Annotated in this window: 21 protein-coding genes and 2 pseudogenes; 7 read left to right on the top strand and 16 right to left on the bottom strand. The window is 63.6% G+C overall.

All coding sequences use genetic code 11. The features are described 5' to 3' along the window. Positions 1-29: 29 nt before the first annotated feature. The 6 genes from HT136_RS17890 to HT136_RS17865 all read right to left on the bottom strand — a co-directional run bounded on the left by HT136_RS17890 (position 30) and on the right by HT136_RS17865 (position 8,949). A complete protein-coding gene (locus HT136_RS17890) occupies positions 30-2,045 on the bottom strand; it encodes a S9 family peptidase (protein WP_214201188.1) in 2,016 nt (671 codons plus the stop codon). Positions 2,046-2,139: 94 nt separating this feature from the next. Then, positions 2,140-5,082 (bottom strand): TonB-dependent receptor, encoded by a 2,943-nt coding sequence (locus tag HT136_RS17885; RefSeq protein WP_246543864.1) that lies wholly within the window; start codon positions 5,080-5,082, stop codon positions 2,140-2,142. A 187-nt stretch (positions 5,083-5,269) separates the two neighbouring features. Continuing rightward, positions 5,270-6,328, bottom strand: a complete 1,059-nt coding sequence (locus tag HT136_RS17880) for a FecR family protein (RefSeq protein WP_214201187.1) — start codon at positions 6,326-6,328, stop codon at positions 5,270-5,272. After that, positions 6,325-6,885, bottom strand: coding sequence for an RNA polymerase sigma factor (locus HT136_RS17875; RefSeq protein ID WP_214201186.1), 561 nt, complete (start codon positions 6,883-6,885; stop codon positions 6,325-6,327). The genes HT136_RS17880 and HT136_RS17875 overlap by 4 nt, the downstream gene beginning before the upstream one ends. Before the next feature lie 97 nt (positions 6,886-6,982). Next, positions 6,983-7,921: a citrulline utilization hydrolase CtlX gene (gene ctlX, locus HT136_RS17870; RefSeq protein WP_214201185.1), complete on the bottom strand. Its 939-nt coding sequence runs from the start codon at positions 7,919-7,921 to the stop codon at positions 6,983-6,985. Next, complete coding sequence (locus HT136_RS17865) at positions 7,918-8,949, bottom strand: ornithine cyclodeaminase (RefSeq protein ID WP_214201184.1); 1,032 nt, start codon at positions 8,947-8,949, stop codon at positions 7,918-7,920. Before HT136_RS17865 ends, ctlX begins: the two co-directional genes overlap by 4 nt. A 117-nt stretch (positions 8,950-9,066) precedes the next feature. On the opposite strand from HT136_RS17865, the gene HT136_RS17860 reads away from it, so the two are divergent. The 4 genes and pseudogenes from HT136_RS17860 (at position 9,067) to HT136_RS17845 (ending at position 14,200) form a co-directional block, all read left to right on the top strand. After that, positions 9,067-9,495, top strand: a complete 429-nt coding sequence (locus tag HT136_RS17860; protein WP_214201183.1) for an Lrp/AsnC family transcriptional regulator — start codon at positions 9,067-9,069, stop codon at positions 9,493-9,495. Positions 9,496-9,975: 480 nt separating this feature from the next. Continuing rightward, on the top strand, positions 9,976-11,835 hold the full coding sequence (locus HT136_RS17855) for a DNA/RNA non-specific endonuclease (protein WP_214201182.1): 1,860 nt from the start codon (positions 9,976-9,978) through the stop codon (positions 11,833-11,835). A gap of 161 nt (positions 11,836-11,996) precedes the next feature. Next, positions 11,997-12,488, top strand: a pseudogene (locus HT136_RS17850) (IS5 family transposase); the annotation flags it as partial. A 506-nt stretch (positions 12,489-12,994) separates the two neighbouring features. Beyond that, on the top strand, positions 12,995-14,200 hold the full coding sequence (locus tag HT136_RS17845) for a cation:proton antiporter (protein ID WP_214201181.1): 1,206 nt from the start codon (positions 12,995-12,997) through the stop codon (positions 14,198-14,200). A gap of 35 nt (positions 14,201-14,235) precedes the next feature. On the opposite strand, the gene HT136_RS17840 is transcribed toward HT136_RS17845, so the two are convergent. Then, positions 14,236-15,060 (bottom strand): mechanosensitive ion channel domain-containing protein, encoded by an 825-nt coding sequence (locus HT136_RS17840; RefSeq protein WP_214201180.1) that lies wholly within the window; start codon positions 15,058-15,060, stop codon positions 14,236-14,238. Between the two features lie 282 nt (positions 15,061-15,342). Between HT136_RS17840 and HT136_RS17835 the strand changes: the two genes are divergently transcribed. Then, entirely contained in the window at positions 15,343-16,047 is a 705-nt protein-coding gene (locus tag HT136_RS17835; RefSeq protein WP_214201179.1) for a CDP-alcohol phosphatidyltransferase family protein, read from the top strand. Positions 16,048-16,209: 162 nt separating this feature from the next. On the opposite strand, the gene HT136_RS17830 is transcribed toward HT136_RS17835, so the two are convergent. The 4 genes from HT136_RS17830 to HT136_RS17815 form a co-directional block, all read right to left on the bottom strand. Beyond that, positions 16,210-17,097, bottom strand: coding sequence for an isocitrate lyase/PEP mutase family protein (locus HT136_RS17830; protein ID WP_214201178.1), 888 nt, complete (start codon positions 17,095-17,097; stop codon positions 16,210-16,212). 63 nt (positions 17,098-17,160) lie between these two features. Continuing rightward, positions 17,161-17,907, bottom strand: a complete 747-nt coding sequence (locus HT136_RS17825) for an SDR family NAD(P)-dependent oxidoreductase (protein ID WP_214201177.1) — start codon at positions 17,905-17,907, stop codon at positions 17,161-17,163. Positions 17,908-17,921: 14 nt separating this feature from the next. Beyond that, positions 17,922-18,866 (bottom strand): SMP-30/gluconolactonase/LRE family protein, encoded by a 945-nt coding sequence (locus HT136_RS17820; protein ID WP_214201176.1) that lies wholly within the window; start codon positions 18,864-18,866, stop codon positions 17,922-17,924. 32 nt (positions 18,867-18,898) lie between these two features. Next, positions 18,899-19,651, bottom strand: coding sequence for a transporter (locus HT136_RS17815; RefSeq protein WP_214201175.1), 753 nt, complete (start codon positions 19,649-19,651; stop codon positions 18,899-18,901). Positions 19,652-20,232: 581 nt separating this feature from the next. On the opposite strand from HT136_RS17815, the gene HT136_RS17810 reads away from it, so the two are divergent. Next, positions 20,233-21,612, top strand: a complete 1,380-nt coding sequence (locus HT136_RS17810) for an aminotransferase-like domain-containing protein (protein ID WP_214201174.1) — start codon at positions 20,233-20,235, stop codon at positions 21,610-21,612. Between the two features lie 139 nt (positions 21,613-21,751). Here HT136_RS17810 and HT136_RS17805 read toward each other — a convergent pair whose 3' ends face one another. Together HT136_RS17805 and HT136_RS26340 are read right to left on the bottom strand one after the other, a co-directional pair. Further along, positions 21,752-22,441, bottom strand: coding sequence for a LysR substrate-binding domain-containing protein (locus tag HT136_RS17805; protein WP_246543877.1), 690 nt, complete (start codon positions 22,439-22,441; stop codon positions 21,752-21,754). Between the two features lie 105 nt (positions 22,442-22,546). Further along, positions 22,547-22,693: pseudogene (locus tag HT136_RS26340) on the bottom strand (LysR family transcriptional regulator); the annotation flags it as partial. Positions 22,694-22,769: 76 nt separating this feature from the next. Between HT136_RS26340 and HT136_RS17800 the strand changes: the two are divergent. Then, on the top strand, positions 22,770-23,294 hold the full coding sequence (locus HT136_RS17800) for an SRPBCC family protein (RefSeq protein WP_246543862.1): 525 nt from the start codon (positions 22,770-22,772) through the stop codon (positions 23,292-23,294). Positions 23,295-23,331: 37 nt separating this feature from the next. On the opposite strand, the gene HT136_RS17795 is transcribed toward HT136_RS17800, so the two are convergent. The 3 genes from HT136_RS17795 to HT136_RS17785 are packed head-to-tail and all read right to left on the bottom strand — an operon-like array spanning position 23,332 to position 25,946. Further along, on the bottom strand, positions 23,332-24,450 hold the full coding sequence (locus HT136_RS17795) for an NADH:flavin oxidoreductase/NADH oxidase (protein WP_214201172.1): 1,119 nt from the start codon (positions 24,448-24,450) through the stop codon (positions 23,332-23,334). A gap of 25 nt (positions 24,451-24,475) precedes the next feature. Next, complete coding sequence (locus HT136_RS17790; RefSeq protein ID WP_214201171.1) at positions 24,476-25,456, bottom strand: zinc-binding dehydrogenase; 981 nt, start codon at positions 25,454-25,456, stop codon at positions 24,476-24,478. Further along, positions 25,449-25,946 (bottom strand): lactoylglutathione lyase family protein, encoded by a 498-nt coding sequence (locus HT136_RS17785; protein WP_214201170.1) that lies wholly within the window; start codon positions 25,944-25,946, stop codon positions 25,449-25,451. The genes HT136_RS17790 and HT136_RS17785 overlap by 8 nt, the downstream gene beginning before the upstream one ends. Positions 25,947-26,035: the final 89 nt, after the last annotated feature.

The following is a 26,035-nucleotide window of genomic DNA, read 5'->3' as shown; positions in this document are numbered from 1 at the left end:
CGAAGTCTCCTTGTCACACGGCCACAGGGTCAAAGGTGCGCATCGAACCAGGCGAGCACGCGCTCCTGGATGTCGCGTTGATGGTGGGCGCCGCCGATGCGGTGCGGCTCGCCCGAATAGGTGACCATGCTGGCCGGCTTCCCGAGCAGGCGAAGGCCACGGTAGAAGGCCAGCCCCTGGGACAGCGGCACGCGCGTATCCGCTTCGCCATGGAGGACGAGCACAGGCACCGCGACCTTGCCAAGCGCGCGCAAGGGGGCCGATCGGTCCATCCGTTTCATCGCTTCGGGCGGAAGGCCGAAGTAGGCGGTCACGAAGTCGGGCGTGTCGGTGGCAAGCGCGAAGGTCAGCGGATCGGTGGGCGCCGCACCGACCACGGCAGTGCGAAAGCGGCTGTCGCGGGTCACCGCCCAGGCCGAGAGGAAGCCGCCGTAACTCCAGCCTCCGATGCCCAGATGTGCCGGGTCGGCGATGCCGCGCGCCACCAGCATGTCCACGCCATCGGTCAGGTCCTGGTAGTCCCGCGTGCCCCAGCCTGAAATCACCCCGCGTGCATAGGCGTTGCCCTGACCTGCCGAACCGCGCGGATTGGGCAGGAGCACTGCATAGCCGTGGCCGGCAAGAAGCTGCGCCCAGTCGATCCAGCTGCCCTGCCAGGCCGTGGCCCAGGCTTCGTGCGGGCCACCGTGAGCGAGGACGACCGTCTTGCGCGGGGTGCCCGCATCGTAGTCCGCCGGCAGCACCAGCACGCCGTAGATGGTCTGTCCGTCGCGGCGGCTGGTCCAGTGCACGGTCTCGACCGAGCCGAGGGCAAGCGCGCGGACTTGCGGGTTGAGGTCGGTCAGAAGGGCCAGCGCGCCATCCTGCTCGATCCAGATGTCGGCGGGACGCTCGGGCGTGCTCGCGGCAAGGGCGACGCGGCCGCCCGGCGCCACCGAAAAGTCCGCGACGCGGCCTTCAAAGGGGATGAACGGGCTGGTCCGTCCGGTCTTCGCGTCGATGCGGACGATCTGCACGCGGGTGTGCTGGACGGCGCGAGCAAGGAGCGTGTCGGCCTGGCCCGACCAGGCGATCTGCCGGATCGTGCCGTCGAGATTGGCGCCGACCTTGCGCGCCTTTCCCGTCGCGACGTCGGCGACGAAGGCATCGATCCCCACGGTGCCGCGTGCCGGGGCGGTAAAGGCGACCTTGCGGCTGTCGGGCGACCAGCTGGCTGCGCTGTAGGCGCTCGGGCTCAGCGTGCGCAGAGTTGCGCCGCTCGCGACGTCTAACACGCGCAGCTCGGAATGGTAGAAACGGTCGTTGAGGCCCGACGTCGTGGCCGCGCGCAGGGCAATGCGCGTGCCATCGGGTGACCAGCTGATGTCGGACAGCGTGCGGCCTTCCACCGCGAGGCGCCGCACGGTGCCCGAGCCAAGGTCCTGGATCCAAAGGTCGACCGGGGCGCCCGGTGCATCGACCTCCTCGATCGGGAGGGCGGTGCCATCGTGTGGCGCGCGCGCCAGCACCGCGAGGCTCTGGCCGTCCGGGGCCCAGGCAAAGCTGCGCACCCCATCTGCGAAGCGCGTCACGGGGCGAGGCGCCTCGCGGCCGGGGCGGACGATCCAGACCTGGCGCGTGGCGGTGCCGGTCGGGTCGTCAGGCGCCTTGCGGTTCGAGATATAGGCGATGGCCGTGCCATCCGGCGACCAGCGCGGGCTCGCCTCCTTCCATGTGCCCTGCGTCAGGCGCAAGGGGGGAGAGACGCGATCCGTGGCCGCGGTCCAGATTTCCGAACGATCCGGATCACCGGTCGCCAGGCGGGGCTGGGTAACGTAAAGAACCTGCGCGCCATCGGGCGCAATCTGCGGGTCGTGGACGTCTGTCAGGCCCATGATGTCGTCCGGGGTGATCGGGCGTTTGCTCTGCGCCATCGATGCGGGAGCCGTCGTGACCGCAGGCGCGGCGGTCTGGCCCGGAGTGGCAATGCCGAGACCGGCGGCCAGTGCGCCTGCCAGCATGACCTGTCGGAGTGGCGCGGTCGCCCCGCGCAAAAGGTCCTTCACCAGCGATGTCCTCTTGCGATCTGTTGGATGTCAAAGCTGCGAAAAAGGGACTGCGGAGCCGGTACGCATGCTCCGCAGACCAAGAGGGACTCGATCAGAACTCGAGGCGGGCGCCGACCGTCATGTACCGGCCGATCACGTCATAGTACGGCGTGAAGGTGGAATAGATTGGCGGATCCTTGTCGAACAGGTTCGAGACGTTGCCATAGAGTTCGAAGGACCTTGAACCGTTGATCGCGATCTTCTGGCTCAGGTTGAGATCGAAATACAGGAAGGCGGGAATGTCGTTGTTGGACAGTGTGGTGCGGGTGCGATCCCAGTATCCGGCGGAGATAAACCGGCCCCGCACGTTGCCGCTGAAGCTGTCGCTGGAATAGCCGACCGTAAGGTTTGCGCGAAGGCGCGGCGTACCGTCGGTGAAGGCGTACCCTTGCGTGCCGACATATTCGATCTTGGTGATGCCATCGTCGCGGGTGAAGCTGTTCACCCAGGTCCCGACCAGGCGCACGTTGATCCGCCCGTTGGCATCGTTGTCGAGCGGCAGGCTATAGGCCACTTCGGCATCTATGCCATCGGTCTTGAGCTGCGCGAGATTGACTTGCGAGGACGAAATGCTGGTGATCGTGCCGCTGCTGTCACGGTTGATATAGCGGCAAAGATCGGTGTTGCCGGCCTCGCAGCGATCGACGATGTTCTGCCCGCCCAGTGTCGTGATGACGTCGTCGATGGCGATATTGAAGTAGTCGATCGACGCGGTCAGTCCGGGCAGCGGGGCCATGGTGAGGCCTGCCGTCCAGGTGTTGGCCAGTTCGGGCTTCAGGAGCGTGTTGCCGCCGCCGTAGACCAGCGTGCTGGTCGTTCCGGCATCCGGGTTCTGCGGATCGACGATACCCACGTAGCTCATCGTGGGGGTGGTGTAGAGTTCGCTCATGTTGGGTGCGCGAATATCGCGCGAGCGCGTCACCCGGCCGACGACGCCGGGAAAGAACTCGTTGGTCAGGCCCAGTTTCCAGGACCAGATCGTGCCGCTGGTGCTGTAATCGGAAGCCCGCACCGCGCCGTTCGCCACGAGCTTGCGAAGCAGCGGTGTGTCGTGAATGAGCGGAACGACGACTTCGGCGAAAGCTTCCTTGACGTTGTAGCGGCCCGAGAAGCCTGCGAAATTGAACGTGCTGAAAGCGGATGCGGCATCGAGCTCGCTGACGTCGGCGCGGGTGGAAAGGTTGCGCCCTTCGGCACCGATCGCGATCGAGACGGGGCCTGCGGGCAAGTCGATCGGTTCGCCGCGCAGCGACACGCCGTAGGTGTCGAGCTTGTCGAGCCCGTCGAAGGTGGGCGTGCCGGTGACATAGTCGATCGCGGCCTGGCTGGGCGCGCCTTCCCCGAACAGGTTGAGCGGGACACAGCCGGTCACGCCTTGTGTCAGTGCCACGCGGCAGACGGTTTCGCCCGTGCTCGGATCGACGACGGCATCCACCGCGTTGGCGAAGTTTTCCGTGATCAGGAAGCCCGGTGTACGCAGCTTGTTGCGGTATTCACCATGGCTGTAATAGGCGCTGTAGCGCCAGCGGCCGTCACCGAAGCTGCCGTCGAGGGCGAGCGTGCCCTGAATGTTGCGCCGGTCCACGTCGATGTCGGCGAAGGAAAGGTCCGAGTTGAAGCGCGAGAGCTTGAAGCTGTCCTCGCCTGCATCCACCAGCGCCTGGCGGATGTCGCTGTTGAGAAAGGCGTTATCGGCATAGATCGTCAGATTGTCGGTGTGGCTGCCGAACCAGGCGTAGGAATTGTAGTAACGCGAATAGCGAAGGTCGGCACTGACCTTGAGCGTATCGGTCAGTTCAAACGAGGCCTTTCCCATCACGGCATAATGACGCTGGGGGGTGACGAGCACGCTGTAGTCGTCGTTGGAGGGCGCTTCGCCGCCGATCATGCTGCTTCCGATCACCGTGCCCATGTCGGGGGTACGCAGGGTGCCATCGGGATTGAAGCCGTAGCCTTTGAGAACGCCGGAGTTGATGTAACCGCCGATCAGGCGGGTCGAGTAGCCGACGTCGGGGGTCAGCGTGGTGTTGCCAAGGCTTGACCAGCGTCCGGTGTTCGCACGGTCGGTACGGTGCGCAATGCCCTTGTTGTCGACGAATTCGCCGCCGATCACGAAGTGCCCGCGCCCGCCGGCAAAGCGGGTGCCGAACTTTCCGGAAAAGCCGTATTCCTGCGCATCCTTGCGCGAGGAAATGCCCGAGTGGCCATCCACCAGAAGGCCTTCGTAGTCGCCGTCGATGATCAGGTTGACGACACCAGCCACGGCGTCCGAACCCCAGGCCGCCGACGCGCCGCCGGTGACGACATCGACGTTGGCGACCATGATCGAGGGGACCGAATTGAGATCCCCGTCGACGAGGCGGCGACCATCCATAAGCAGGAGCGAGCGTTCGTCGCCCAGGCCCCGGATATTGATCGGAAAGCGCCCCGCACCGGTGTTCGTGCTCGAGGTCACGGGAGAATCGGCGGCCTTGAACTGCGGCAGGTCGGCGAAGGCCGCGCCCAGGTTCGGACGGCTCACGACCTGCAGGTCGGCCTGCGTCATGCGCAGCAGCGGAGTGGGCGATTTGTAGCCGGGAAGGTCGATGCGCGAGCCGGTCACGACGATGCCCTCACCCGAGGCGTCCGGCGCAATGGCGGTGTCCTGACGGGGCGACGAGGCCGCCGCGTCCGCGCGTTCGATGCGATACCCTCCGCGCGCATTGGCGACGGCACGAAGGCCGCTCCCGCGCAGCAGGTGGGCGATGGCGTCGTCGCTTGCATAGCGGCCACGCAGCGCAGGAGCCGTTCGGCCTGAGGCGAGATCGGGCGCGACGACGACCATGATGTCGGACTGGCGCGAGAACTCCAGCAGGCTGGAGGCCAGCGCCTGGGCCGGGATATCGAATTGACGCACCTGCGTCTGCGCCATGACCGGCGTTGCCACGGCGAGTGCCGACACGGAAACCCCGAGCGCCGAGGCCAGCGCCAGATGCGACTTGAATAGGCTCAACATTTGCATTTCCCCCTGATCCGTCCCTGAACGGTGGCGTTGCCCGGAGCCCCTGCGCCGTGCGCGCTGCACCGACCAACTCCCTGATGACGCGCACAGCCGTGCGATCGTCAGGGGCAGGGTGAACTTTTTTTAGCTTACGGGCAGATGCCGCCACGCGCTGTGTCGGCAATACGCGCATTTGGACCTATCAAGGACGGGCCCGCTGAAGGAGGAACGCCCCGTTCGATGCTTCCTGCGCAGTAACCGGGATGACCCCATCAAGTGCGCTGACGAAGGCCGGAATTTCACTGACCTTGAATGCGGCCGTGACGCGAAGCTCCCCGATCTCGGGATCTCGTATCGTCACGCCCGGTGCGAAGTAGCGGTTCACGTCGGAGACGAGATCGGCAAGGCGCACGTTGTCGTAGACCAGGCGGCCCTCGCGCCAGGCGCCGGGGGAAGGCGCACGTGAGGGAGCGGCAGGACGCAGTCCGGCGGTTGTATCGTCGAAAGGGCCGGCCCCCGTAGCGGTTGGTGCACCAGCGGTGAATTGCACCTCGGTCCTCTCTCCGGCGCGAAGCTGGGTGACGTGCTTGGGCGCTCCATTGTGTTCTGTGTGGGCCACTTCAACTTTGCCCTGCAGCACTGCAACGCGCAACGACAGGTCGGTGAAGTTGACGTCGAACTTGGTGCCCAGCACGCGAACGCGCGATTGCCCGGCCTCGACGGTAAACGGCCGGCTGGCGTCATGGACAACCTCGAAGAACGCTTCGCCGCGGGTCAGCGCAACGCGGCGCTGCGCATCGGCGAAGCGCACTTCGAGCGCGGAGGCAGGTGCCAGCGTCACCTGCGAGCCATCGGGCAGCGTGATGAGGCGCGTCTCGGCAAGGCGGGTCTCGTAGCGTTCCGGCGCAAGCGGGCGCAGCAGCAGCGAGATGGCCACGACGCCGACAAGCACGGCGGCAATCGCGGCCCATGCCATCGGGTGCCGTCCGAAACGGGCCAGGGATGGCCGCAGAGGCGCGCCGTCCGCCTCTGCTTCGGGCGGCGGCGGGGCCAGATCAGAAAGGCCTTCCAAGGCGGCGATATCGCCCCAGGTGCGCGAAAGCTCCTGCCAGGTGCGTTCGTGGCGCGGGTCGGCCGCGCGCCAGGCATCGCGTTCGCGCCGTTCCTCTGCGCCGAGCTCACGCTCGCTGGCCAGCACGACCCAATAGCTCGCCTGCTCGTCGATACGGTCCCTGTCTTCGCGGGCGGCCTGCGGCGTCATATCTCTTCCTCCGCCTCCCTCAACGCGCGCTCGCACTGCACGAGGGCCTGGGCCGCGTGCATCTTCACCAGGGTAGGCGAGCATTTGAGTTGGCGCGCTATCTCTGCGTAGCTTACGCCGTGAATGCGGTTCATAATCAAGACCTGTTGCCGGCGGGGATCCATCGTGCGGATCGTCCGCTCGAGTATCTGCCATCGTTGCTTTGCCGATAAGACGCGCTCGGCGTCGCAGTCGTCATGCAGGACGCCCAATATCTTTTCGCCCTCGGCATGGTCGCTGCGCACTTTCTGGCGACGGCGCTGGTCGAGGACGTAGTTACGCGCCGTACGGGCCAGGAAGGCCTCCGGGCTTTCGATGGCATGCCGGTCTTCGCGCACCGCAAATTTCTCGAAGGCGATCTGGACGACATCTTCCGGGTCGGGAGGACCGGGGCCGAAATTCGCCGCGACGTAGCGGCGCAGCCGGTCCCGGGAACCGCGATAGAGCCGATCGAGTTCCTCGCCCGAACCGGTCAAGGCGGGAGTCACGACGTCTTTCGATGTGGATTTGGAACTCATGAAGACGGCGCTTCCCTTCACGCGCGAGAGGACCAAATCCCGGACCCGGATGCAAGAGCGCTTTTTTACACCGCCACGATCCGGGAGATAAGGGCCCTCAGGATGCGGGACGTGGCGCGAGGTGGATGCCTGCCAGCATGCAGCGCACCGAGCCTCCGGCCATCTCGATGGTCGGCACGTCCAGCGGGACAAGGCGGGCGGCCCGCTCCAGCCGGGCGATCTGCCTGGCATCGAACGCGCGCAGGGCGCGCGAAGACAACGCGATGACGGGTCCGGAGCGCCCGTCGAGCTCGATCAGGTTGCCGCAGAACTCACCGACCTGGTGCTGGCTGATGGCGATCAATTCGCGCCCGTTGGCAGTCAACCGTGCGTGCAGTTCCTCGCGGCGGCGCGCATCACGCAGCGTGTCGAGGCCCGCGACGCAAAATCGTGTCCCGATGCTGAGCATGACGTTGGTGTGGTAGATCGCCATCCCGTCCGCATCGGTTGCCTCGAACATCATCGGTTCGAAAGCAAAGCGGGTGCAGAAGCGTTCGAGCAGGACCTCGCTGGCGCGCTGCGAGCGGGCGGTATAGGCCACGCGCTCGCAGTGGTCGAGCACGATGGCGCCCGTGCCTTCGAGGTAGAGGCCATCGTGCTCCAGCCCCGACCAGTCAGTCACTTCCTGGACGCGATATTCGCGCTTGAGGAACGCGACGATGTCCTCGCGGCGTTCGGGACGGCGATTGGGCGCGAAGAGCGGGAAGATCGCCAGATGTCCGCCCGAGTGGGTCGAGAACCAGTTGTTGGGAAAGACCGAATCGGGCCTCGTCGCCGCGCGGTCCTCGAACAGGTGGACCCGGATACCCGCCGCCTCCAGCCGGTCCGCCGCGAGCGAGACCTCGGCATAGGCGGCCTCGGCCAGCGCCGGGCGGGCATCGGCCCTGATGGCTGCCGTGCTCTGGAAGGCGTTGTCAGATCCGGTTTGCGGGTTGGGCTCGAAGAAATGGGGGCGGATCATCACGACCGCACCGGGCGCCTGCACAGAGGACATCATGTGTGGGCAGGCTGGCGGGGGGAGAGCAGGCCGAACAGGTCCCGCGGGTCCTGCGGTTGGGCGATGAGGTCGAGCTCGGTGGGCCTGCCGTACTCGGGCAGGAGGTCGTAGAGATAGCGCAGCGCCGAGAAATCCTCGATGCCGAAACCCACCGAATCGAAGATCGTGATCTCCTCGTCGTTCGTGCGCCCGGACGCCTTGCCCGAGAAGACCGACCACAGCTCGGTGACCTCGAAATCGTCCGGCATCTGCTGGATCTCGCCTTCGATGCGCGTCTGCGGGGTGTATTCCACGAAGACACGGCCGCGCTGGAGGATCTCGGGGGCCAGCTCGGTCTTGCCCGGGCAGTCGCCGCCAACCGCGTTGATATGAAGCCCTGCGCCGGTCATGTTGGCGCTCAGAATGCGCGCGTTGACCTTGTCGGCGGTGACGGTGGTGACGATATCGGCGCCGATCACGGCCTCGTCGGCGGACGGGGTGATCACGACCTCAATGCCGCTGTCGGCGAGGTTCCGGGCGAACTTGCGCGAGGCGGCCGGGTCGATGTCCCAGGCCTGCACGCGCGTGATGCCGAGCAGGGCCTTGAAGGCGATCGCCTGGAATTCGGACTGGGCGCCCTGTCCGATCATGGCCAGCACACGTGACGCGGGGCGCGCGAGGTAGCGCGCGGCAAGGGCCGACATCGCGGCAGTGCGCAGCGCGGTCAGCAAGGTCATCTCGCTGACCAGGACCGGGTAGCCGGTATCGACGCGGGTGAGCACGCCCAGCGCGGCGACCGTCTGAAGGCCCGCAGCGGTATTGCCGGGATGTCCGTTCACCTGCTTGAAGGCGAAATAGTCGCGATCGGCCGCAGGCATGAGTTCGATCACGCCGCCGGGTACGTGGCTGGCATAGCGCGGGGACTTGTCGAATTCCTCCCAACGCTCGAAATCGGCCTCGATCCGCTCGGCGAGGCCGCGCAGGAAGGTCTCGAGGCCGACCGCTTCGACAATCCCGGCAAGATCTGCAACGCCAACGAACGGTACCATACTGTGTCTCCTGATTTTCGCTCAGGATAGGCAGGCAGGTTTCATGGTGAATGTCGAAAATGCCTACATTTTTGCCAGATTTTAGGCTATTTGCATGGTCATTATGGGCAATTTGACATGATATCTCTCGACAAGCTGGACCAGAACCTGATCGGTATCCTGCGCAGCGATGGCCGCGCGCCCGTGTCCAAGATCGCGCAGATCCTGGGCGTGTCGCGCGCGACGGTGCAGACCCGGCTCGACCGTCTCGTGCAGAGCGGAGCGATCCTGGGCTTCACCATCCGCGCGCAGGAGGAAGCGCCCACAGGGGCGATCCGGGCGATCATGCTGGTCGAGGTTGCTGGCCGTTCGACCGATGCGGTGATCCGGCTCCTGCGCGGGATCCGAGAGATCCATGCCCTGCACACCACCAACGGTGCCTGGGACCTCGTTGCTGAGATCGTCAGCTCGACGCTTCCCGACTTCGACCGGGTCCTGCGCGAGGTGCGCATGATCGAAGGCGTCCTCAACAGTGAGACGAGCATCCTCCTGCGCTCGCTCGCATAACACCGGCGATCTGCTGGTCCCCCGATTTGGCGACAGGCTCGCAAGGCACGGCGGCTAACCGGGGATGTGCCGTCGCCGCCGACGCTGATGAAATTGGCCGGAGGAGGGAATTAAGCGCACGAGCGTCAATCGTGGCCCGCCTTCCTTATGGGGTAAGGTAAGGTGGCCTTTCCCTTCCTGATGAGCGCAAATCGGCCGCTGAGTGACCGGCAAGGATCGTCATTTCCAAGCAAAGCTCAGCCCCCCTTAAAAAGGGAGTCCCGGCCTTACCCCTGCCGATTTGCAAATGATTTTTGCAACAAGGCCAGCGTAATGCATCCGCCATTTGCGCGGAAATGCTCCTGGTGACTGTATAAATGAAATATTATCAGAGCATGTTTGATTGCTGCTATATGGCCTTATGAGTCGAAAACAAGGTCATAATTGACGATGTTCTGACGAAAATTCTTAAATTGTTGGTTGGCTTTTTGGGGAGGGGTAATGGCCGATTTCACGACGATTCACCCGTTGAGCGCCGCGATGGCGCATCATGTCGATCTCCATCTATGGCGCGGCGCACCGCAGAACCTCAATCCTGATCGCCCCGTGCAGATCCTAATCAACCAGGGTTATGCCGTCGGCTTCTCGCCCAAAACCCTTCAGCCTGCATGGTCGGCCTATTGCGTGGCGCATGCGGATCAGGCGGTCGATTACCTCCGGCCCCTCCATTATTATTCCGATGTCAGGATCGATCCGGAACAGCGGCTGAGCAATCGCACCTTCGGCAAGATCGGCGCCATTCCCCTTAACGTCGGGCACATGACGCCCAATGAGGTGATCAATAGACAATATGGGCGTCTCGCACAGATGGAGACGTTCCTGATGTCGAACATGAGCCCGCAGTATGAGGTTCTCAACCAGGGCGTCTGGGCAAAGCTCGAACAGTCGATCCGAGAGGTCCAGACCATGCAGGGCGGGGACTATGCCTGGGTCACCGTCGGGCCGATCTTCGGAGACGACCCGGACCATGTCTCGCGCGACGGCGGCAAACTGGTCCCGATACCGGAAGCCTATTTCGCGATCGTCGTTGATCCGGTCAAATATCCGTATGATACCCCCGCAACGGTCAAGCTCGACTGCTTCATAATCCCGCAGACCGCGCCGCGCGATTCCCGCCCAGCCGACTACCCGTCCACGCGCGAGGAAATCGAAGAAAGAACCGGCTTGAGGTTTTTCGACTCCTGGGGACGAACCTATGCGCTGGGGCAGGAGCTGGAAGCGAGCGCGGCAAGCGCGGCGATCCCGGAGAGTAGACTGAAGCGGGCATTCTCACAGCTGAGCGAGAAGTGGCAGAAGGACTTCGCGCCGGTTCCACCCGCACAGCCGGTTGCAGATACGATCGATGGCCTCATCGACGCGTTGATGGGAGAAGCAGCAGCGAGCAGCGCCGACGTCCGCGGCGAATTGCGCCAGACGTTGCCGGACGAAAAGGCACGGGCCGCAATGCTTCAACATACATTGTCCTGGCTCCTGCGCGCTCGCGAGCTTTCCAAAGGACCGGTGCCCGAAGCCGAGCACAAGAAGGCCCGCCAAGCCGGAAAGACATCTGCCCCCGCCCTTGGCATGCCTGCGGAGCCCGGCACCGGCGAGCAAGCCAAGCAGCCTAAGGCGAACATCATCACCTACAAGATCGTGAAGGACGTTGACGACCGGCTGAAGAACGGCGCGCGCGCGGCCTGCAATTTCTGGAACCGCTTCGTCCTGCCCGACTATTCGATCGTAATCCGCCTTGGCACCTTCACCCAGCTCGGCAACACGATCGCACGAGCCTATATGCCGTATGAGCAAGGCGGGGTTCGTTACGGCCAGGTCGAGTTCAACACCCGATTTCTGCTCGATTTCACGCCTGACCGCATCGCCGGAACGATTATTCATGAGATCGGACACACTCTCGGTTTCGGCTGGGAGATTTGGGAAGGGCTCTTCGACGCCGCGACCGGCCTCTTCACGCCTGAAGCCGTTAGCCGCTTTGCTGCACTCGGTGGGATGGAAGTCGAACGAGACGGCGGCCCTGGTACGGCCCTTGCGCACTGGGACGAGGAGCTTTTTGGGCGCGAGCTGATGACCGGCTACAAGAACCCCGGCGACGAACATGTCCTTCCGATCACGATCAGCATCATGGCGGCGTTTGGGCACGTCGTCGTCGAGCAGTTGGAGCAGCAGACGAGCCTTGAGGAGTTGCTAGCAGGTATCGCCAGCATGGTGTTCTCGCGGCAAGACGAAGTGCGTGAGATCAATCTCGACTATTATGTTGAGACGCCATTGCGCGAAACCGTCCCGCACACGCCCGGCGAGACATAGTCGGCCCTTCAGGGCCCAGGCTCAGGACCCATTGATTGGCATGCGGCGAAATGATTCAGGCTTCGCGAGGAGACTGAGTATGCGCGACCTGTATTGGCTGACGAATGAGCAGATGGCGCGTCTGTCGTCGTATTTTTCCAAGAGCCATGAAGAGCCACGTGTTCATGATCGACGCGACCTATCTCAAGGCTCACCGCACGGCTTCCAGCCTTGGGGTGAAAAAGGGGACCTCGGGCGCCTGATCGGGCGGACCAAGGGCGGCATGGACACCAGGCTTCACGCCGTCTCGATGCCAACGGCCGTCCCTTGAGCTTCTTCATCACGGCTGGCCAGATCAGTGACTACACGGGCGCGGCGGCCCGGCTCGACGACCTGCCAAAGGCGAAGTGGATGCTGGCCGATCGGGGTTATGACGCCGAATGGTTCAGGGACGCGCTTGAGCAAAAAGGGCATCAAGCCGTGCATCCAGGCCGCAAATCCCGCTCCATGCCGGTCAAATACGGCAAGCGCCGATACAAGCGCCCATCCAAGCGCCGCAACCGCATCGAGATCATGTTCGGTCGCCTCAAGGGCTGGCGCCGCCTCGCAACCCGCTACGACCGCGGCCCAACCCGGCCCCCGCTCTCGCTGCCACCGTGCTATTCTGGCCGTAATCAGTGAGTCCTGAGCCTGATGGAAGCCATGTGACCGACCGGCAGTTATCGCACCTTGATCTCTCCAGACGCGACAGTCAGCGATCGGCCCGTCCCGCGCTTTCAAAATGGGTTGGCGGACGGACCGCACCTGGGCGCCGGATTTTAGCGTCTGAGCGGCAACGAAGGGTCGATACGGGCCGGAATAGCTGTCCGTCCGGACCGGGGGACCGGCAATCACCCATTGAACGACCGGGATGGGCCGTCGGCTGAAACCACTTCAGAGCGCCAAAGGCAGCCATCACAGACGCCCGCGATATTGCGCTAAATTCGACTTGTCGATTCTCTTGCCAGCTTTGGCGGGAAGCAAGGGAGATAGCGCCTGAAAACAAGGGGTAAAATCGGAATGAGCCCTTGTCTGACGCCACAAGATCATATGTCACGACAGCATTCCCGTTTACAAGACACAGGGACCGGCCACATGTCGCGCGAAAGCGAAATTGGGCAGGAAGAACGGCATATCAACCATGGGAACTTCGGAAGTCTATTTGATCGCTCTCACGGTGATCCTCGGCGTGCCCTATCTTGTCTGGCGCCTGCTGCGCACCGAACACTGGGCGCCGCTCGTCGTGGTGCAGATCGTCGGGGGCGTCCTGCTTGGCCCCGGCGTGCTCGGCGCCCGGTTCCCCGAGATCCACGCCTTCGTGTTCAACCCCCAGGTCATGATGGCGCTCAACGGTGTCGCCTGGTGGGCGGTGATGATGTTCGTCTTCGTTGCCGGCCTCGAGCTTGACCTCACCGACGCCTGGACCCACCGCCGCGAGACGTCGATCACCGCCGCCTGCGCGCTGCTGACCCCGCTCGCCTTCGGGGCGCTCGCCGCGGCGCTGCTCCTGCGATCGCCTGGCTGGATCGGTTCGCGCGGCACATACCCGCAGGCGGTGCTCGGCATCGGCATGGCCTGTGCCGTCACCGCGCTGCCGATCCTCGTGCTGCTCATGGAGAAGCTCGGCATCTTCCGCAGGCCTCTGGGGCAGAGGATGCTGCGCTACGCCAGCCTCGACGACATCGCGATCTGGGGCGTGCTCGCACTGATCCTGGTCGATTGGGAGCGGATGGGTCGCCAGGCCCTGTTCCTCGGCGGCTTCGCGGTTGCGGCCTTGGCCATTCGCGCGCTGTTCCGCCGGGTGCCCGAGCCGGACCGCTGGCATCTTTCGCTGGTCTGGCTGGCCGCCGTGGGCTTCGCCGCCGACTGGTCCGGGTTGCACTTCATGGTCGGCGCCTTCCTAGCCGGGGTGGTGCTCGACGGGCACTGGTTCACCCGCGAAAAGCTCGACCAGTTCCGCGAGTTCCTGTTGCTTGCCGTCATGCCGGTGTTCTTCCTCAGCACCGGCCTGCGCACGAATTTCGGGGTCGGGGGCGGTATGGGCGCGATGGCGGTGATTGTTGCCGCGTTGGTGTTCCTGCTCGCCTCGGTCGCGGGCAAGCTTGCCGGAGTGCACCTTGCCGGGCGTCTTCTGGGTTGGCACAAAGGGGAGGCTTCACTGATCGGTTGGATGCTTCAGACCAAGGCGCTGATCATGATCATCTTCGCCAACGTCCTTCTCGATCGCGCGATCATCACGCCCGAGACTTTCACCGCCCTCCTGCTGATGGCGGTCGGATCTACCATGCTGACCGTGCCGATGACCAAGCCGCGTCTGGCCCGCCTTGGCGTTTCTGGAGACGCGTGAGTGGGCTGTCCGGTGGCGCGCACCCAAGCCTGGATCTAGCTGTTCTCGCGCAAGCTGTGGACCAGGTTGCCGATCGCGCAGACGACGGCCTGCTCTGCGCTGCGGGCCAGTTCGGCGCGGATCGGGAAGCGGATCTCGATGCGGTACTTGCCGATGTCGCTGGTGCCCAACGCGACTTCGACGTCCTCGCGGCCGGACGCAGGGCCAGCGGCGCTGTGCGAGCCGGACCGTGCGGTCGCCTCGATCGATGCCAGGGCCGATACAGCACTGTCCCGGATTTCGCCGCGCGCAGCGAACAGATTGCCCTGGGGTTCGAAGGTCAGCACGATCGTATGCCACGCCTTGCCCGGCCCCGCCGGCTCCACGCGCAGCGGCGCGCCGAACAGGAGGCTGTGCGGGACAATGACGTGTCGCCCGGTGAGGATGAGCGAGCCCTCGCGCCGTTCCATTTCCAGCAAGCGGGTGGCGATCAGGTTGTGGTCGAGGACTTCGCCCCGGATGCCACCCAGCTCGATGCAGTCGCCCACCGAGAAGGCGCGCGTCAAGGTCCGCAAGGCCGACCCCGAAAGACACAGGATCAACTCCTTCATGGCGACGACCATGGCCACGGCGAATGCGGTCAGGGACAACGCGAAGGTTCGCAATTGCGGTGCCCAGATCATGACGAGGCCGATCAGGCCGACGAGCAGCAGCGCGTTGCGGGCATTCGCCGACCAGCGTCGGATGACGTGCTGGGGCAGATCGTCCCTGCGCCGCAAGGCCCTGGCGACGACGACGCGCAGCAACGCGAGAAAGGCGACAAGCGCGATCGATGCGAGGACGTCGGAGTTGTAGATCTGTTGGGTCAAGATAGAGGGCATGTGGCTTCCGGTGGTGTCGATCCACGCTCCATGCCGCGTGTCGATCCGGCATGCAAATCGTGGCGGGACCGGACAGCGCGGCTCGCTCGGCAGCAACGATCCGGTTGCTGCACGTGCGGACCACGGCTAGGGGTGGCTCGGTGCCACGGTCGCAAGGTTGACCCTTTCGGCCACGAGACGGGCCGTATTTGCCTCTTTGCGCCGAGGAAGATCCATCCGGATCGACAAGCTTGGCCCGGCCCGCCCGATGCCCGCACATCCGTGGGCCGCAGCGCTCAAAGAATGACAGGAATACTTTTGTCGAACCCGAAGAATATGAATGCCGGCCCTATCGATCGCATCCAGGAGAACCTCCTCGCGCGCGCAGAGCGCAGGCTCCTCAATCGGCTTTGCGCCTCCATGCCGCGCTGGGTCATGCCCGATATCCTGACCGCGATCGGGATGTTCGGTGCCTTCGTAATTTTCAGCGGATATATCTTGAGCAATCTGGGTGATGGCTGGCTGTGGATGTCGATTGCCGGGTATTTCATCCACTGGTTTGGCGACTCGATGGACGGAAGCCTGGCCCGCTACCGGAAGATCGAGAGGCCGCGCTACGGTTACTTCCTCGACCATAGCTGCGATGGATTTGCGACAACGCTCGTTGTGGTGGGCATTGGCCTGAGCCGGTATGTCCAGCTGGAAGTCGCACTGGTGGCTTTGGCAGGCTACCTCCTCCTGTCGATCCACGCTTTCCTGCTCGTTCGGGTACTGGGCGAGATGAAGCTGTCCTACGCCTATGCCGGCCCTACCGAACTGCGAGTGCTGCTTATCGGGCTCACTCTGGCGATGATTGCCGCCGGATCGCAGCCGGTGCTGCTTGGCATGCTTACATGGTTTGACCTGGTTGTTGGCGGAATTGGCGCGCTACTGATTGTCTTCTTCGTCATCCAGACGTGGCGAACCGCCAAGCGACTGGCCATCGAGGAGCCCCCTCGCTGGACTTAAGGTGCCCGCCCCAATGTAGCTAGGGTCAGTGCAGTTCCCCCTAGCGGAAGGTCCGTTTCTGGAGCCTGGAAATCGGCGCCTGAGCGGCAAAAAAGGGTCGGTTGTTGCTGGTAGGTCCTATTCAGGAGTTCTTCTGACCAACTTCGTTCCCAGCTTCAGAGTTCAATCGCCAGCAGACGGAAGCAATGCGTCCCGAACACGATAGGTCGCCACATTTTCATCGAAGCGGTCGTAGGGCATAAGCGTGTTGAGAGCGCCTTCGTCAAAGCAATATTCCTGGAGCTGTGTCGCGTCGCGGGTTTCGTAGAAGCGTTCGCAGACGTGCTTGACTGCCTTGAACGCGGCGAAGATCGTCAACGGCCAGTAGACCGACATATTGGCTCCGGCTTCGGTTTCTTCGGCCATCGAATTCTGGAAGTCGACGCTGGTCACGATCAGGGGCCCCTTGATCCGTGCCCTGAAGTTCTTGAGCGCCTTGATGGAGCCCTTGAACACGACAAAAGCCGCGTCCGCGCCCGCCTCGAGGTACGAGTTGGCCCGGGCGATAGCCGCTTCGGCATCGTCCTGGAGGTAGAGCGCGTCGGTTCGCGCAATGATCATGAAGTTTGGATCCTTGCGCGCATCGCAGCAGGCCCGGATCCTCTCGCACATGACGTCGGTCGGGGTCAGGAGGGCCTCCTGATCGGTGTGCTTGCCGAAGATCTGGTCCTCGATGTGGATGCCCGAGACGCCAGCTGCCTCGAATTCATGCACGGTTCGCCAGATGTTGCCGGCATGGAACCACCCGCTGTCCGCATCGCAAACGATGGGGATACGGGTTTCCTTGGCGATTTCACGAGCGAGGCCGAGCAGGTCGCTCAACTGCACAAGCCCGACATCGGGGAGACCAAACGCACTTGCGCCAGTCACAAGGCTGCCGGTGTAGACCACCGGAAAGCCGGTGTTCTCGACGATCTTCGCGCTGAGCACGTCATAGGCCCCCATCAGGGGCGTGCATTCGGGTTCGGCAAGCAGTTCGCGCAAGCGAACGCGCTTTTCGTACATATCCATGGGATGGCCTTTCACAGGTCCTGAAGGGGGGGGGGAGAGCGATACGGCGGGTTGTGCGCAGCATCAGCGCATGAAGAGGCCTCCGTTCACGTCGAGCGTCGTGCCGGTCACGTACTTCGCATCGTCGGACACGAGGTAGAGGGCGGCCCCGGCTATGTCGGACACCTCGCCGTAACGTCCCAGAGGGATCGATTCGAGGACGGACGCGTCGTATTGCAGGATGTCCGTCATGGCAGTCTGGATGGTACCCGGCGCAATCGCGTTGACGGTCACGCCATGCGGGGCAAGCTGCTTGGCGGTTGCCTTGGTCAGGCACAGGACGCCCGCCTTAGTGACCGAGTAGGTCATTTCGGCCGAGACCCCGCCGACTTCGCCCGCAACCGAGGCCATGTAGATAATCCGGCCAGTTCCCCGTTCCTTTGCCTCGGGGGCAAAGACCTGGGTAGGATAGATGGCGCCCATGAGATTGATCCCGATCACCTTGTCCCAGGTTTCGGGCGAGATGTCCTCAATCGCAGCGGCCGGGCGTACGATCCCGGCGTTGCAGACCAGGATATCGACCGGCCCCAGCGCCTCGTGCGCAGTGGCGAACATCGCGACGCAGTCGGCCTTGGATGCAACGTCGGTATGGGCTGCGGCGAAGGACCCCGGGTATGCGGCCGCAAGCCGTCCAGCGGCCTTGGCGGCCTCGTCGCCGTCGAGATCGGCGAGGAGGACACTGGCCCCCTCGCGCGCATAGGTTTCGGCGATGGCCAGACCGATGCCGCGCGCGGCTCCGGTGACAATGGCAACCTTGCCTTCAAGGCGCATGGACATTCTCCTGATCAATCGAACTGAAAGCTGGTGTGGGCCGAGGCAAAGCCCTTTGAGCGTAATATCCACGATCCCTTGTCGCCATCAGGGCCATCGTTGGTGGTGATGAGCAGATCGTCGGTTCCGGGAACGAGCATCGGATGCGTGACGTGCATCAGCTGGCCTTTCTCACGTCCCGGGATCAGGACCTGCCCTATGGGCCAGCCATTGCGGTTGAAGATCATTACCCGTCCCTGCTGGTACATGGCGACATAGACATTGTCGCCGGCATCGATGCAGCAGGAATCGGGGCCATGGTAGCCACTGAAATGGTAGGGGACCGACGTTCCGTACGGCGCAACCCTGAGGCCGTCTTGCGACAATTCAATCATGTGCAGGCGGTTGGCGTTGGTCTCGGTCGCCCAGAGCCTGCGTCCGTTGACCGAGAGGGCTACCCCGTTGGGGCCCGCCATATTGTCGAGAATGGGCGTGATCGTCTTGTAATCCGCCGAAACGTGGAAGACGCCGCCCGTCGGCTCGGTCGATTTGCCCACGAAATGGGTGAAATAGAAACTGCCGTCCGCCGCGAACACCATGTCATCCGCGACATGGCCCTCGATGATCGTCTCGCGACCCGAGCCATCGGGCTGTATCGCGAAAATGTGGCCATTCACGAAGTCGCCAAGGCAGCACACGAACAGGCGGCCGTCCTTGTGGATCTTGATGGCGGCAGGGTTCTCGTCCGGAGCATGGTAGATTTCGTGGAGTGTCATCGAGGGCAGCTCGAGCTTGAACAAGGTGCCGCCAAAAACGTCGACGAAGTAGAGGTTCCCATCCCGATCAAAGCACAGGCCTTCCAATTGGAGGCTCTTGTCGGAAACCTTGAACCAGGGCTCGGCTGTCAGGGTGGGAAGGCTTGCCTCCCAGCTCGGCAGCGGCGCGAAGTCATGTTCGGAGTGTTTGGTGAAACCGGTCATGTGGGGACGTATCCTCTCGAGATTTCTGTTTTTTAGAAGAAATAGGCGATGCGCGCCAAGGCGTTGACATCCTGGCGATAGCCACCCTCGACATGGGTCTGGTGGCTGATTTCGCCTAGAATTTGCAACTTGGGCGAGACGAGCTTGGCAAGGCTGACGCGAACCTCGTCGAAATCGGTTCGCCCCCCCGTTTCGACACCGTCCAGCTTCTGCTTGCCGCCACGCCAGCCCTGGTACCCGATCCCCGCGGTCAGGGTCGGATCGAAACTGTAGTTGAGGAAGGCCTGGTACTGCTGTGCGGGCTTTTGCGTCAGGCGTTGGCGGGCGGCGCCGGATTCGGAGTTGGGGGTATAGAAAATGATGTCGGCAGCAAGGTCGGTTGACCACTTGCCGCCCAGGGGCTGGTGCAGCGAGGCCTGGAAATTCGAAACGAAGCGGTTGCCTCCCATGTTAACCGAGCGATCGGGCGAGTAGGACCCTGTTGGCAGCGTGAGGTAGTGAGCCAGCCCCAGGTTTGTACCGCCCGCATCGTCGGCGATCGGCCAGAACACCAAGCCCAGCGTGGTGTCTCCAAAACCGCTTGTTTCGCCAAGCCGGGAATCCCCGATACGCGCATTGCGGCTAGCTCCGAAAGGCTGGATCAGGCTGACGAGCGCGCGATGGCCCGCAAGGTCGAAGTAGTGCGCGGTCTTGGACGTGGCCGTATAGGTGTCCAGCGCCGCATCCTGACGTGCGCCGTCGGCGCTCGTCGAATTGCGGTAACCGTCGTAGTCTCCGTAATCCAAGTAAAGGATTTCGACCGAGGTTCCGGCCGGGAGAGACACGTACTCGAAGGGCTCGATTTCAGCCGCGTGAGCAAGGTGGGGCAGGTTCACAGCGAAGACACAACCCGCGAGCGTGGCGGTATGGCAAAATGTGCGCGGCCGGGCGCGGGAAGCAATGGAACGAAGAGGCATGGTAAGGCTCCGCCAAGAACCGTACCGGCGATCTTGCCTCGCTCTGGTACGGTTCGTGGAAATTTCGCCGTCCCGACTGAAGCGGACGGGACGGCAGGCTGAGGCTGGTGAATGCGCTTAGCCGAAAGCGGGAAGCCTTACGTGTGATCCAAAGAACGGCGATGGGGATGCGGCCATAGCGCGGGCGTGATCCGGCCTGGGCGCAGGAATTTCGGGGACATAGGGGGTGCGATCCATTCAGGGCTCTCCTTTTATCCGTGCAGGCCCGGTCGGAATGGGAAGGCACCCCTTCTCCATTCCTGACGGCCCGCGCTTTATCGGGATCTAGGTAAGCTCTGCGGGGGGTGACTTACAGGTACAATTCTGCATAATCATACGGTTACTGTACCAGTACTATGATGGGTAAGGATATGCCAAAAGGACCGGCTTCAAAGCTGGAGCGCGTCATCCAGATGGTGCGGCAAGAGATCGACAACGGGGCCCTGCACCCGGGCGACCGCTTGCGTTCGATCCGTGAGCAGGCCCAGGTTCTGGGAGTCTCAAAGAACACGGTCGTCGAGGCCTATCTACGGCTCGTTGCGCAAGGCGTGCTCCAATCGCGGCCAGGAGCGGGCTACTTTGTCGCGCGTGCGCTCAAAATCCCGGTACGGGCCGCCCGCTCGCCGTTCGCTGGTATTCCCGACGGCGCGGCCCTGCTGATAGAACAGCTTGAGCGGCGCCTTGCCATACGGCCCGGCGATGGGCGTCTTCCTGCAGACTGGCTGGCCGATGCGGCGCTACGGCGCTCTCTGTCCTCGCTCAAACTGCATTCGGCGGAGGCCTACAACTACAACACCGCGCGCGGCTTTCCACCTCTGCGCGAACGGATTTCCCGGTTGCTGGCCGAACGCGGGATCGGCTGCGCCCCCGAGCAGATCGTCATGACGCATGGTGCCAATCACGCACTCGATCTCATCATCCGCAACTATGTACGCGCTGGGGATGCGGTCCTGGTCGAGGAGCCCGGCTACTATCCTCTGTTTTCCAAGTTGCGCCTGGCCGGGGCCCGCATCTTCAGTGTCCCCCGGGAGCATGACGGCCCCGATCCGGAATTTTTCGCCCAGCAGGCGATGGCGAGCGGCGCGCGGCTGTTCTTCACCCAGACATTGGCGCACAACCCGACCGGGGGATCGACCAGCCTTGCACGTTGCCATGCCCTGCTGCGCATCGCAGAGGCGCAGGATATGCTTATCATCGAGGATGACCCCTTCGCCGACATTCTGCCGGCAATGGCGCCGCGTCTCGCGGCGCTCGATCAACTCGATCGGGTGATTTACGTCGGCTCGTTCTCCAAGACGCTCGCGGGCAGTTTCCGGTCGGGCTACCTGGCCGCGAACCGCTCGCGGGCCGATGCGCTTTCCGAACTGCTGGTGGTGACGATGGTCTCAACCTCGTCCCACAACGAGCGGTTGATCCATGCGCTCATGGAGCAGGGGGACTACATGAAACACCTCAAGCGCCTTTCGCGCCGCGTCGAGGAGGCCGGCGTGCGCTTGGTACGGGAACTGGAGAAACTCGGACTGACGATCGAGAGGCCCCAGACCCTCAGTACCTATGTCTGGGTGAGAGGGCACTTCACCATGACCGACCACGAACGTATTGCCGATGCCGCCCGCCACGGCATCTTCATCGCGCCCGGTTCTGCCTTCTTCGTCAAGGAGCCACCATACCAGGCGATGCGCATCAACATCGCCTATGGAACGGATCCCGCTTTCCTGAAATGGCTGGGCATGGCAATCAAAGTGGGCTGACACTTCGCCGCCTGACAGCTGCGGCGTCTTCATCGATGCAGCAGTTCGTCCAGGTTGGAGCCGTTCTGCGACTTTTGCTAACCAATTATTGTGAAAGCTGACGGACCGCACCTGCGGAGGGAAAATTGACTGCTCAACATCAACAATGGGTCGCACTCAGCGTCGAGATCTCGTTGTCGCCTGCGCTTTTTACGCTCTTCGCTAGCTGCTGGCGCAGCCAGGCCATTGCGGGATCGTGGTGGGTCCGTTCGTGCCAGACCAGAATCTTCGTAAAGCCGGCTACCGGCAAGGGGGGCTCCTGAAGATGCAGACCTTTCTGACCTTTTACCAAGCGGGCGGGAAGTAGTGCACAGGCGTTGGATGTGCGCACCAGATCGAGGACCAGACCAAAGTTGGGGGCCGTCATGATGACCCGCCTCGTGCGGTTTAGGGCCGCCAAGGCATGATCGGTCGCACCCTGGAACCGAGTGCCGTCGTGCGACATCAGGGCGTGGTCCAAGGCACAGAACGTATCGAGGTCCATAGCCTGCTCCGCTGCCGGATGATCACGGCGCAGGACGCAGGTATAGTGTTCCTCGAACAGGTGGCGCGCACGCAGGTTCTCGGGCGCCATCTGCGGGGTGACGAGCGCGAGGTCGGTCTTGCCCTGCTCCATGTCGAGCGCCAGCGTCTCCATCGCAACGTGCCGGATTGCAATCCGGATGCCTGGCGCGCTCGTGCGCAAGGCGCTCAGGAATGGGAGAAGTACGACCTGCTGTGCGTAATCGGTCGCGGCGATGCCGATGGTCCGCTCCGCCGTCGCGGGATCGAAGGCATCGGGTTGCAGCAAGGCCTCGATTTCGCCGAGCGCGCGCCGAAGCGGTTCCGCGAGAGCTTCGGCTCGAGGTGTGGGCAGAACCCCGCGCTGGGCGCGAACGAACAGCGGATCATCGAACGTCTCGCGAAGCCGGTTGAGCATGCCGCTTACGGCCGGTTGGGTCAGGCCAAGCCGCTCGCTCGCTCGCGTAACGGAGCGGGTGTCCAGAAGGGCATTGAAGGCCTTCAGGAGATTGAGGTCGGTGTTCTTGATATCAATCTTCATGATGCCAGGGATATTGAGATGTGATTTCAGCTATATCAAGCGCCCGCCTATATCCTGCGCTCAGGTTTTCCCACTCATGCAGGAGTACGATATGGGCGAAATCCAGTGGCCCGCGGGCTATGTCCCGGGTTTCAGCGACAATTTCTGTTCGAACGAGGTTATCGTCCGGGATCTTGCGGTTGCCGACATCTGGCCTTTCCTGGTCGAGGCCGCGCGTTGGCCTGGCTATTACGCCAACAGTTCGGACATCGCGATCCATGGGGACAAGGGGCCCGCACTCGAACTGGGCGACCGCTTCTTTTTCAAGACCTTCGGATTCCCGGTCGATGCCGAAGTGGTGGAATGCGTGCCGCCTGTTGAAGGCCAGGCTGCGCGCATCGCCTGGCACGGGTGGTCGGGTGATGACGAACATCGGCTCGACGTGCACCATGCCTGGCTAATCGAGGAGCTTTCCGGGCAACGCCTGCGTATTCTCACGCAGGAAACGCAGAACGGCGCACCGGCAAAGGAGCTTGCCCTTGCGCGCCCCAATCCGATGATCAACGGCCATCAGGATTGGCTTGATGGGCTGGTTGCCGCTGCGCGCGGCGCAGCGGCTTGAAAGTTCGACTGAGGCTGGGAGGTTGACCTGCCTGGCCTCAGTCGATCACCGGACCATTTTGGGGGCCGGGATAGCGGCGCAGCCAATAGGCGTATTGGTCGGGCAACACGCTTCCCGCTGCGGACAGCCCGAGTTCTCGGGCCACGCGGAACGGGTAATGCGGATTGGCGAGAAACGCGCGTGCGGCGAAGACGACGTCCATCTGCTGTTCGGCAATGGCCTTCTCCGCGTCCTGCGCAATGTCCATGCCCCAGGCCGTGCCAACGGCAAGCCCGGTCTCGTCGCGCACGCGCTTGGCGATCGGTGCCATGAAGGCCGGGGCCCAGGGCACGTTGGCCTCAATCGTCGAGAAGCCCATGCTGACGCTCAGGAAGTCGAGCCCTTCGTTCTTGAAGGTCTTCGCGAGGCCAATCGCCTCTGCAAGCGTCTCTTCGTCGCGTCCATCGAATTCGATGACGCCGAAACGTGCGGTGAGCGGCAGGTTCTCGGGCCAGACTTCGCGCACGGCCTGCAAGGTCTCGATCAGGAAGCGGCTGCGCGCCGCGACGTCGCCACCATAGGCATCGGTCCGCGTGTTTGCGTGGACCGAGAAGAAACTTTGCGCGAGGTACCCATGGGCAAAGTGCAGTTCGAGCCACTTGAAGCCGGCGTCGCGCGCGCGGATCGCAGCCGCAACGAAATCCCGCTTCACGCGCGCGATATCGTCCAGCGTCATTTCGGTCGGCACCTTTGGCAGCCCGCCGCCGAAGACCAGGGCCGAAGGCGAGATCGTCTGCCAGCCACCGGGCTGGTCGTTGGGGATGTGGTCGTCGCCTTCCCAGGGCTTGTTGGCACTGGCCTTGCGTCCGGCATGGCCGATCTGGATGCCGGGCACGGCTCCGCCCGCGGCAATGGCATGGGCGATACGGGCCATGCCCTCGACCTGGCCATCTTCCCACAGGCCCGTGCATCCCGGCGTGATACGCCCTTCGGGCGAGACGGCGGTTGCCTCCACGATGACGAGGCCCGCACCGCCGCGCGCGATGTCGGCGTAGTGGGGAAGGTGCCATTCGCTGACGTAGCCGTCGCGCGCGCTGTACTGGCACATCGGCGGCACGCCGATGCGGTTGCGAAGGGTCACGTCCTTGAGTGTGAAGGGGGTGAAAAGTGCGGGCATCGTATCCTCTTTCGTGGAACTTGGATCAGGCGAGCCCGATCACGGGCTTGCCGCTGAAATCGCGGTTGCGCAGCGCTTCGAGCAGGCGCGGCAGGTCCTCGAAGGTGCCGGGGACAAGGGGCTCGGGCGCAAGGGTCTTCGCTGCGACCTGCGCGAACAAATCTTCGCCCGCCGAGGTCTGGATCGACCAGTCGGCGGTATCGCCATGCTGGTGAAGGGCGCCGAGCGCGACTTCGTGTAGCGAAAGCGCACGGCCAAAGGCTGGACTGGGCCAGTCCGGCACGCGGCCCTGGATGCACACGAGATGGCCGTTGGCCTTCAGGCCAGGATGAAGCCGCGCGGCATGTTCAGGGCCGAGAGCATCGATAACCGCCGTGAAGCGCGGCGATCCGATTTCAGCTTCCTGCGTGAGTGGCCCGGCGATCCAGTCCACGGCACCAAGCCCGGCCAGTCGCTCGCGGTGGCGGATGTTGCACATGACGCTGACGCGCCACCCCGCCTGCACGGCCAGTTGGACGAGATAATTGCCCACCGCGCCGCCCGCTCCGCTGACCAGCATTCGCTGGTTGCCGCCGGGGGGCAGCTTCGCGAGCACGCGCCAGGCGGTCAGCGCCGGGCAGGGCATGCTGGCGGCAAGGGCTAGGTCGAGCGCGTCGGGGACACGCATGAGCGCGTATGCCCCGACGGGGGTGTACTGCGCGAAGCTACCGTGCGAGTGCAGGCTCTGGTGGTAGGCCACGCGGCTTCCCAGCCAGGCCGGATCGACATCCGGTCCGATCTTCACCACCGTCCCGGCGCCGTCGACACCGGGCACATGGCCAGGTTGCCATCCGAGGCCGCCGAGGACCTTCCAGTCTACCGGATTGAGGCCGATTGCCGCGTTGCGCACGATGACCTCGCCCGGGCCGGGCCGTGGCATGGGCCGTGTCGCCTGGACCAGGGCGAGCGGGTCCTCGCCCGCTACCCAGGTCCAGGCGCGGTAGGTTTCGGGAAGAGCCTCAGGCATAGGCTCCGGCCGAATAGGTCAGCTCGTAGCTGTGGCTGTAGACCTCGAGGATGTTGCCGAAGGGATCCTCGCAATAGACCATGCGGTAGGGCTTCTCGCCGGGGAAATATTCGCGCACGGGCATGCGCTGCTTGCCGCCGGCGGCCACGATCCTGGCGGCCATGCCCTCCACGTCCGGGTCCTGGATGCAGAAGTGGAACACGCTCGTCTTCCAGTACTCGAAATTGTTTTCCGGCCGCTCTGCATTGCGGAACTGGAAGATCTCGACGCCGACACGGTCGCCGGTCGAAAGGTGGGCGATGCGGAAGGAACCCCAGCCAGCGCCGAACACGTCGGTGCACATGACACCGATGGCGCTCTCGTCTTCCTCGATCGTGGTGGGCGGCATGATGAGGTACCAGCCCATGACTTCGGTGTAGAACTTCACGGCTTCGTCGAGGTCGGTGACCGACAGGCCGATATGCGAGAAGCTGCGGGGGTAGGGGGCCATTGGTGTTCTCCTGATCTGTTGTCAGGATCTTGAGGTGCTTACCTCATAATGAGAAGTGCCTTAAGCTTATCATTGTGATAAGAATTCAT

Source organism: Novosphingobium profundi (assembly GCF_018491765.1).
In the GTDB taxonomy this organism is placed as follows: Bacteria; Pseudomonadota; Alphaproteobacteria; order Sphingomonadales; family Sphingomonadaceae; genus Novosphingobium; species Novosphingobium profundi.
This window is presented reverse-complemented; position numbering and strand designations above follow the sequence as displayed.

Excerpts from the sequence above, each read along its gene's own strand:
- HT136_RS17845 (WP_214201181.1), top strand. The coding sequence starts at position 12,995 with ATGGGAACTTCGGAAGTCTATTTGATCGCTCTCACGGTGATCCTCGGC.
- HT136_RS17810 (WP_214201174.1), top strand. The coding sequence starts at position 20,233 with ATGCCAAAAGGACCGGCTTCAAAGCTGGAGCGCGTCATCCAGATGGTG.
- HT136_RS17875 (WP_214201186.1), bottom strand. The coding sequence starts at position 6,885 with ATGAGTTCCAAATCCACATCGAAAGACGTCGTGACTCCCGCCTTGACC.
- HT136_RS17865 (WP_214201184.1), bottom strand. The coding sequence starts at position 8,949 with ATGGTACCGTTCGTTGGCGTTGCAGATCTTGCCGGGATTGTCGAAGCG.
- HT136_RS17855 (WP_214201182.1), top strand. The coding sequence starts at position 9,976 with ATGGCCGATTTCACGACGATTCACCCGTTGAGCGCCGCGATGGCGCAT.
- HT136_RS17830 (WP_214201178.1), bottom strand. The coding sequence starts at position 17,097 with ATGGATATGTACGAAAAGCGCGTTCGCTTGCGCGAACTGCTTGCCGAA.
- HT136_RS17860 (WP_214201183.1), top strand. The coding sequence starts at position 9,067 with ATGATATCTCTCGACAAGCTGGACCAGAACCTGATCGGTATCCTGCGC.
- HT136_RS17840 (WP_214201180.1), bottom strand. The coding sequence starts at position 15,060 with ATGCCCTCTATCTTGACCCAACAGATCTACAACTCCGACGTCCTCGCA.
- HT136_RS17790 (WP_214201171.1), bottom strand. The coding sequence starts at position 25,456 with ATGCCTGAGGCTCTTCCCGAAACCTACCGCGCCTGGACCTGGGTAGCG.
- HT136_RS17885 (WP_246543864.1), bottom strand. The coding sequence starts at position 5,082 with ATGTTGAGCCTATTCAAGTCGCATCTGGCGCTGGCCTCGGCGCTCGGG.
- HT136_RS17785 (WP_214201170.1), bottom strand. The coding sequence starts at position 25,946 with ATGGCCCCCTACCCCCGCAGCTTCTCGCATATCGGCCTGTCGGTCACC.
- HT136_RS17800 (WP_246543862.1), top strand. The coding sequence starts at position 22,770 with ATGCAGGAGTACGATATGGGCGAAATCCAGTGGCCCGCGGGCTATGTC.
- HT136_RS17820 (WP_214201176.1), bottom strand. The coding sequence starts at position 18,866 with ATGACCGGTTTCACCAAACACTCCGAACATGACTTCGCGCCGCTGCCG.
- HT136_RS17825 (WP_214201177.1), bottom strand. The coding sequence starts at position 17,907 with ATGCGCCTTGAAGGCAAGGTTGCCATTGTCACCGGAGCCGCGCGCGGC.
- HT136_RS17795 (WP_214201172.1), bottom strand. The coding sequence starts at position 24,450 with ATGCCCGCACTTTTCACCCCCTTCACACTCAAGGACGTGACCCTTCGC.
- HT136_RS17880 (WP_214201187.1), bottom strand. The coding sequence starts at position 6,328 with ATGACGCCGCAGGCCGCCCGCGAAGACAGGGACCGTATCGACGAGCAG.
- ctlX (WP_214201185.1), bottom strand. The coding sequence starts at position 7,921 with ATGATGTCCTCTGTGCAGGCGCCCGGTGCGGTCGTGATGATCCGCCCC.
- HT136_RS17835 (WP_214201179.1), top strand. The coding sequence starts at position 15,343 with ATGACAGGAATACTTTTGTCGAACCCGAAGAATATGAATGCCGGCCCT.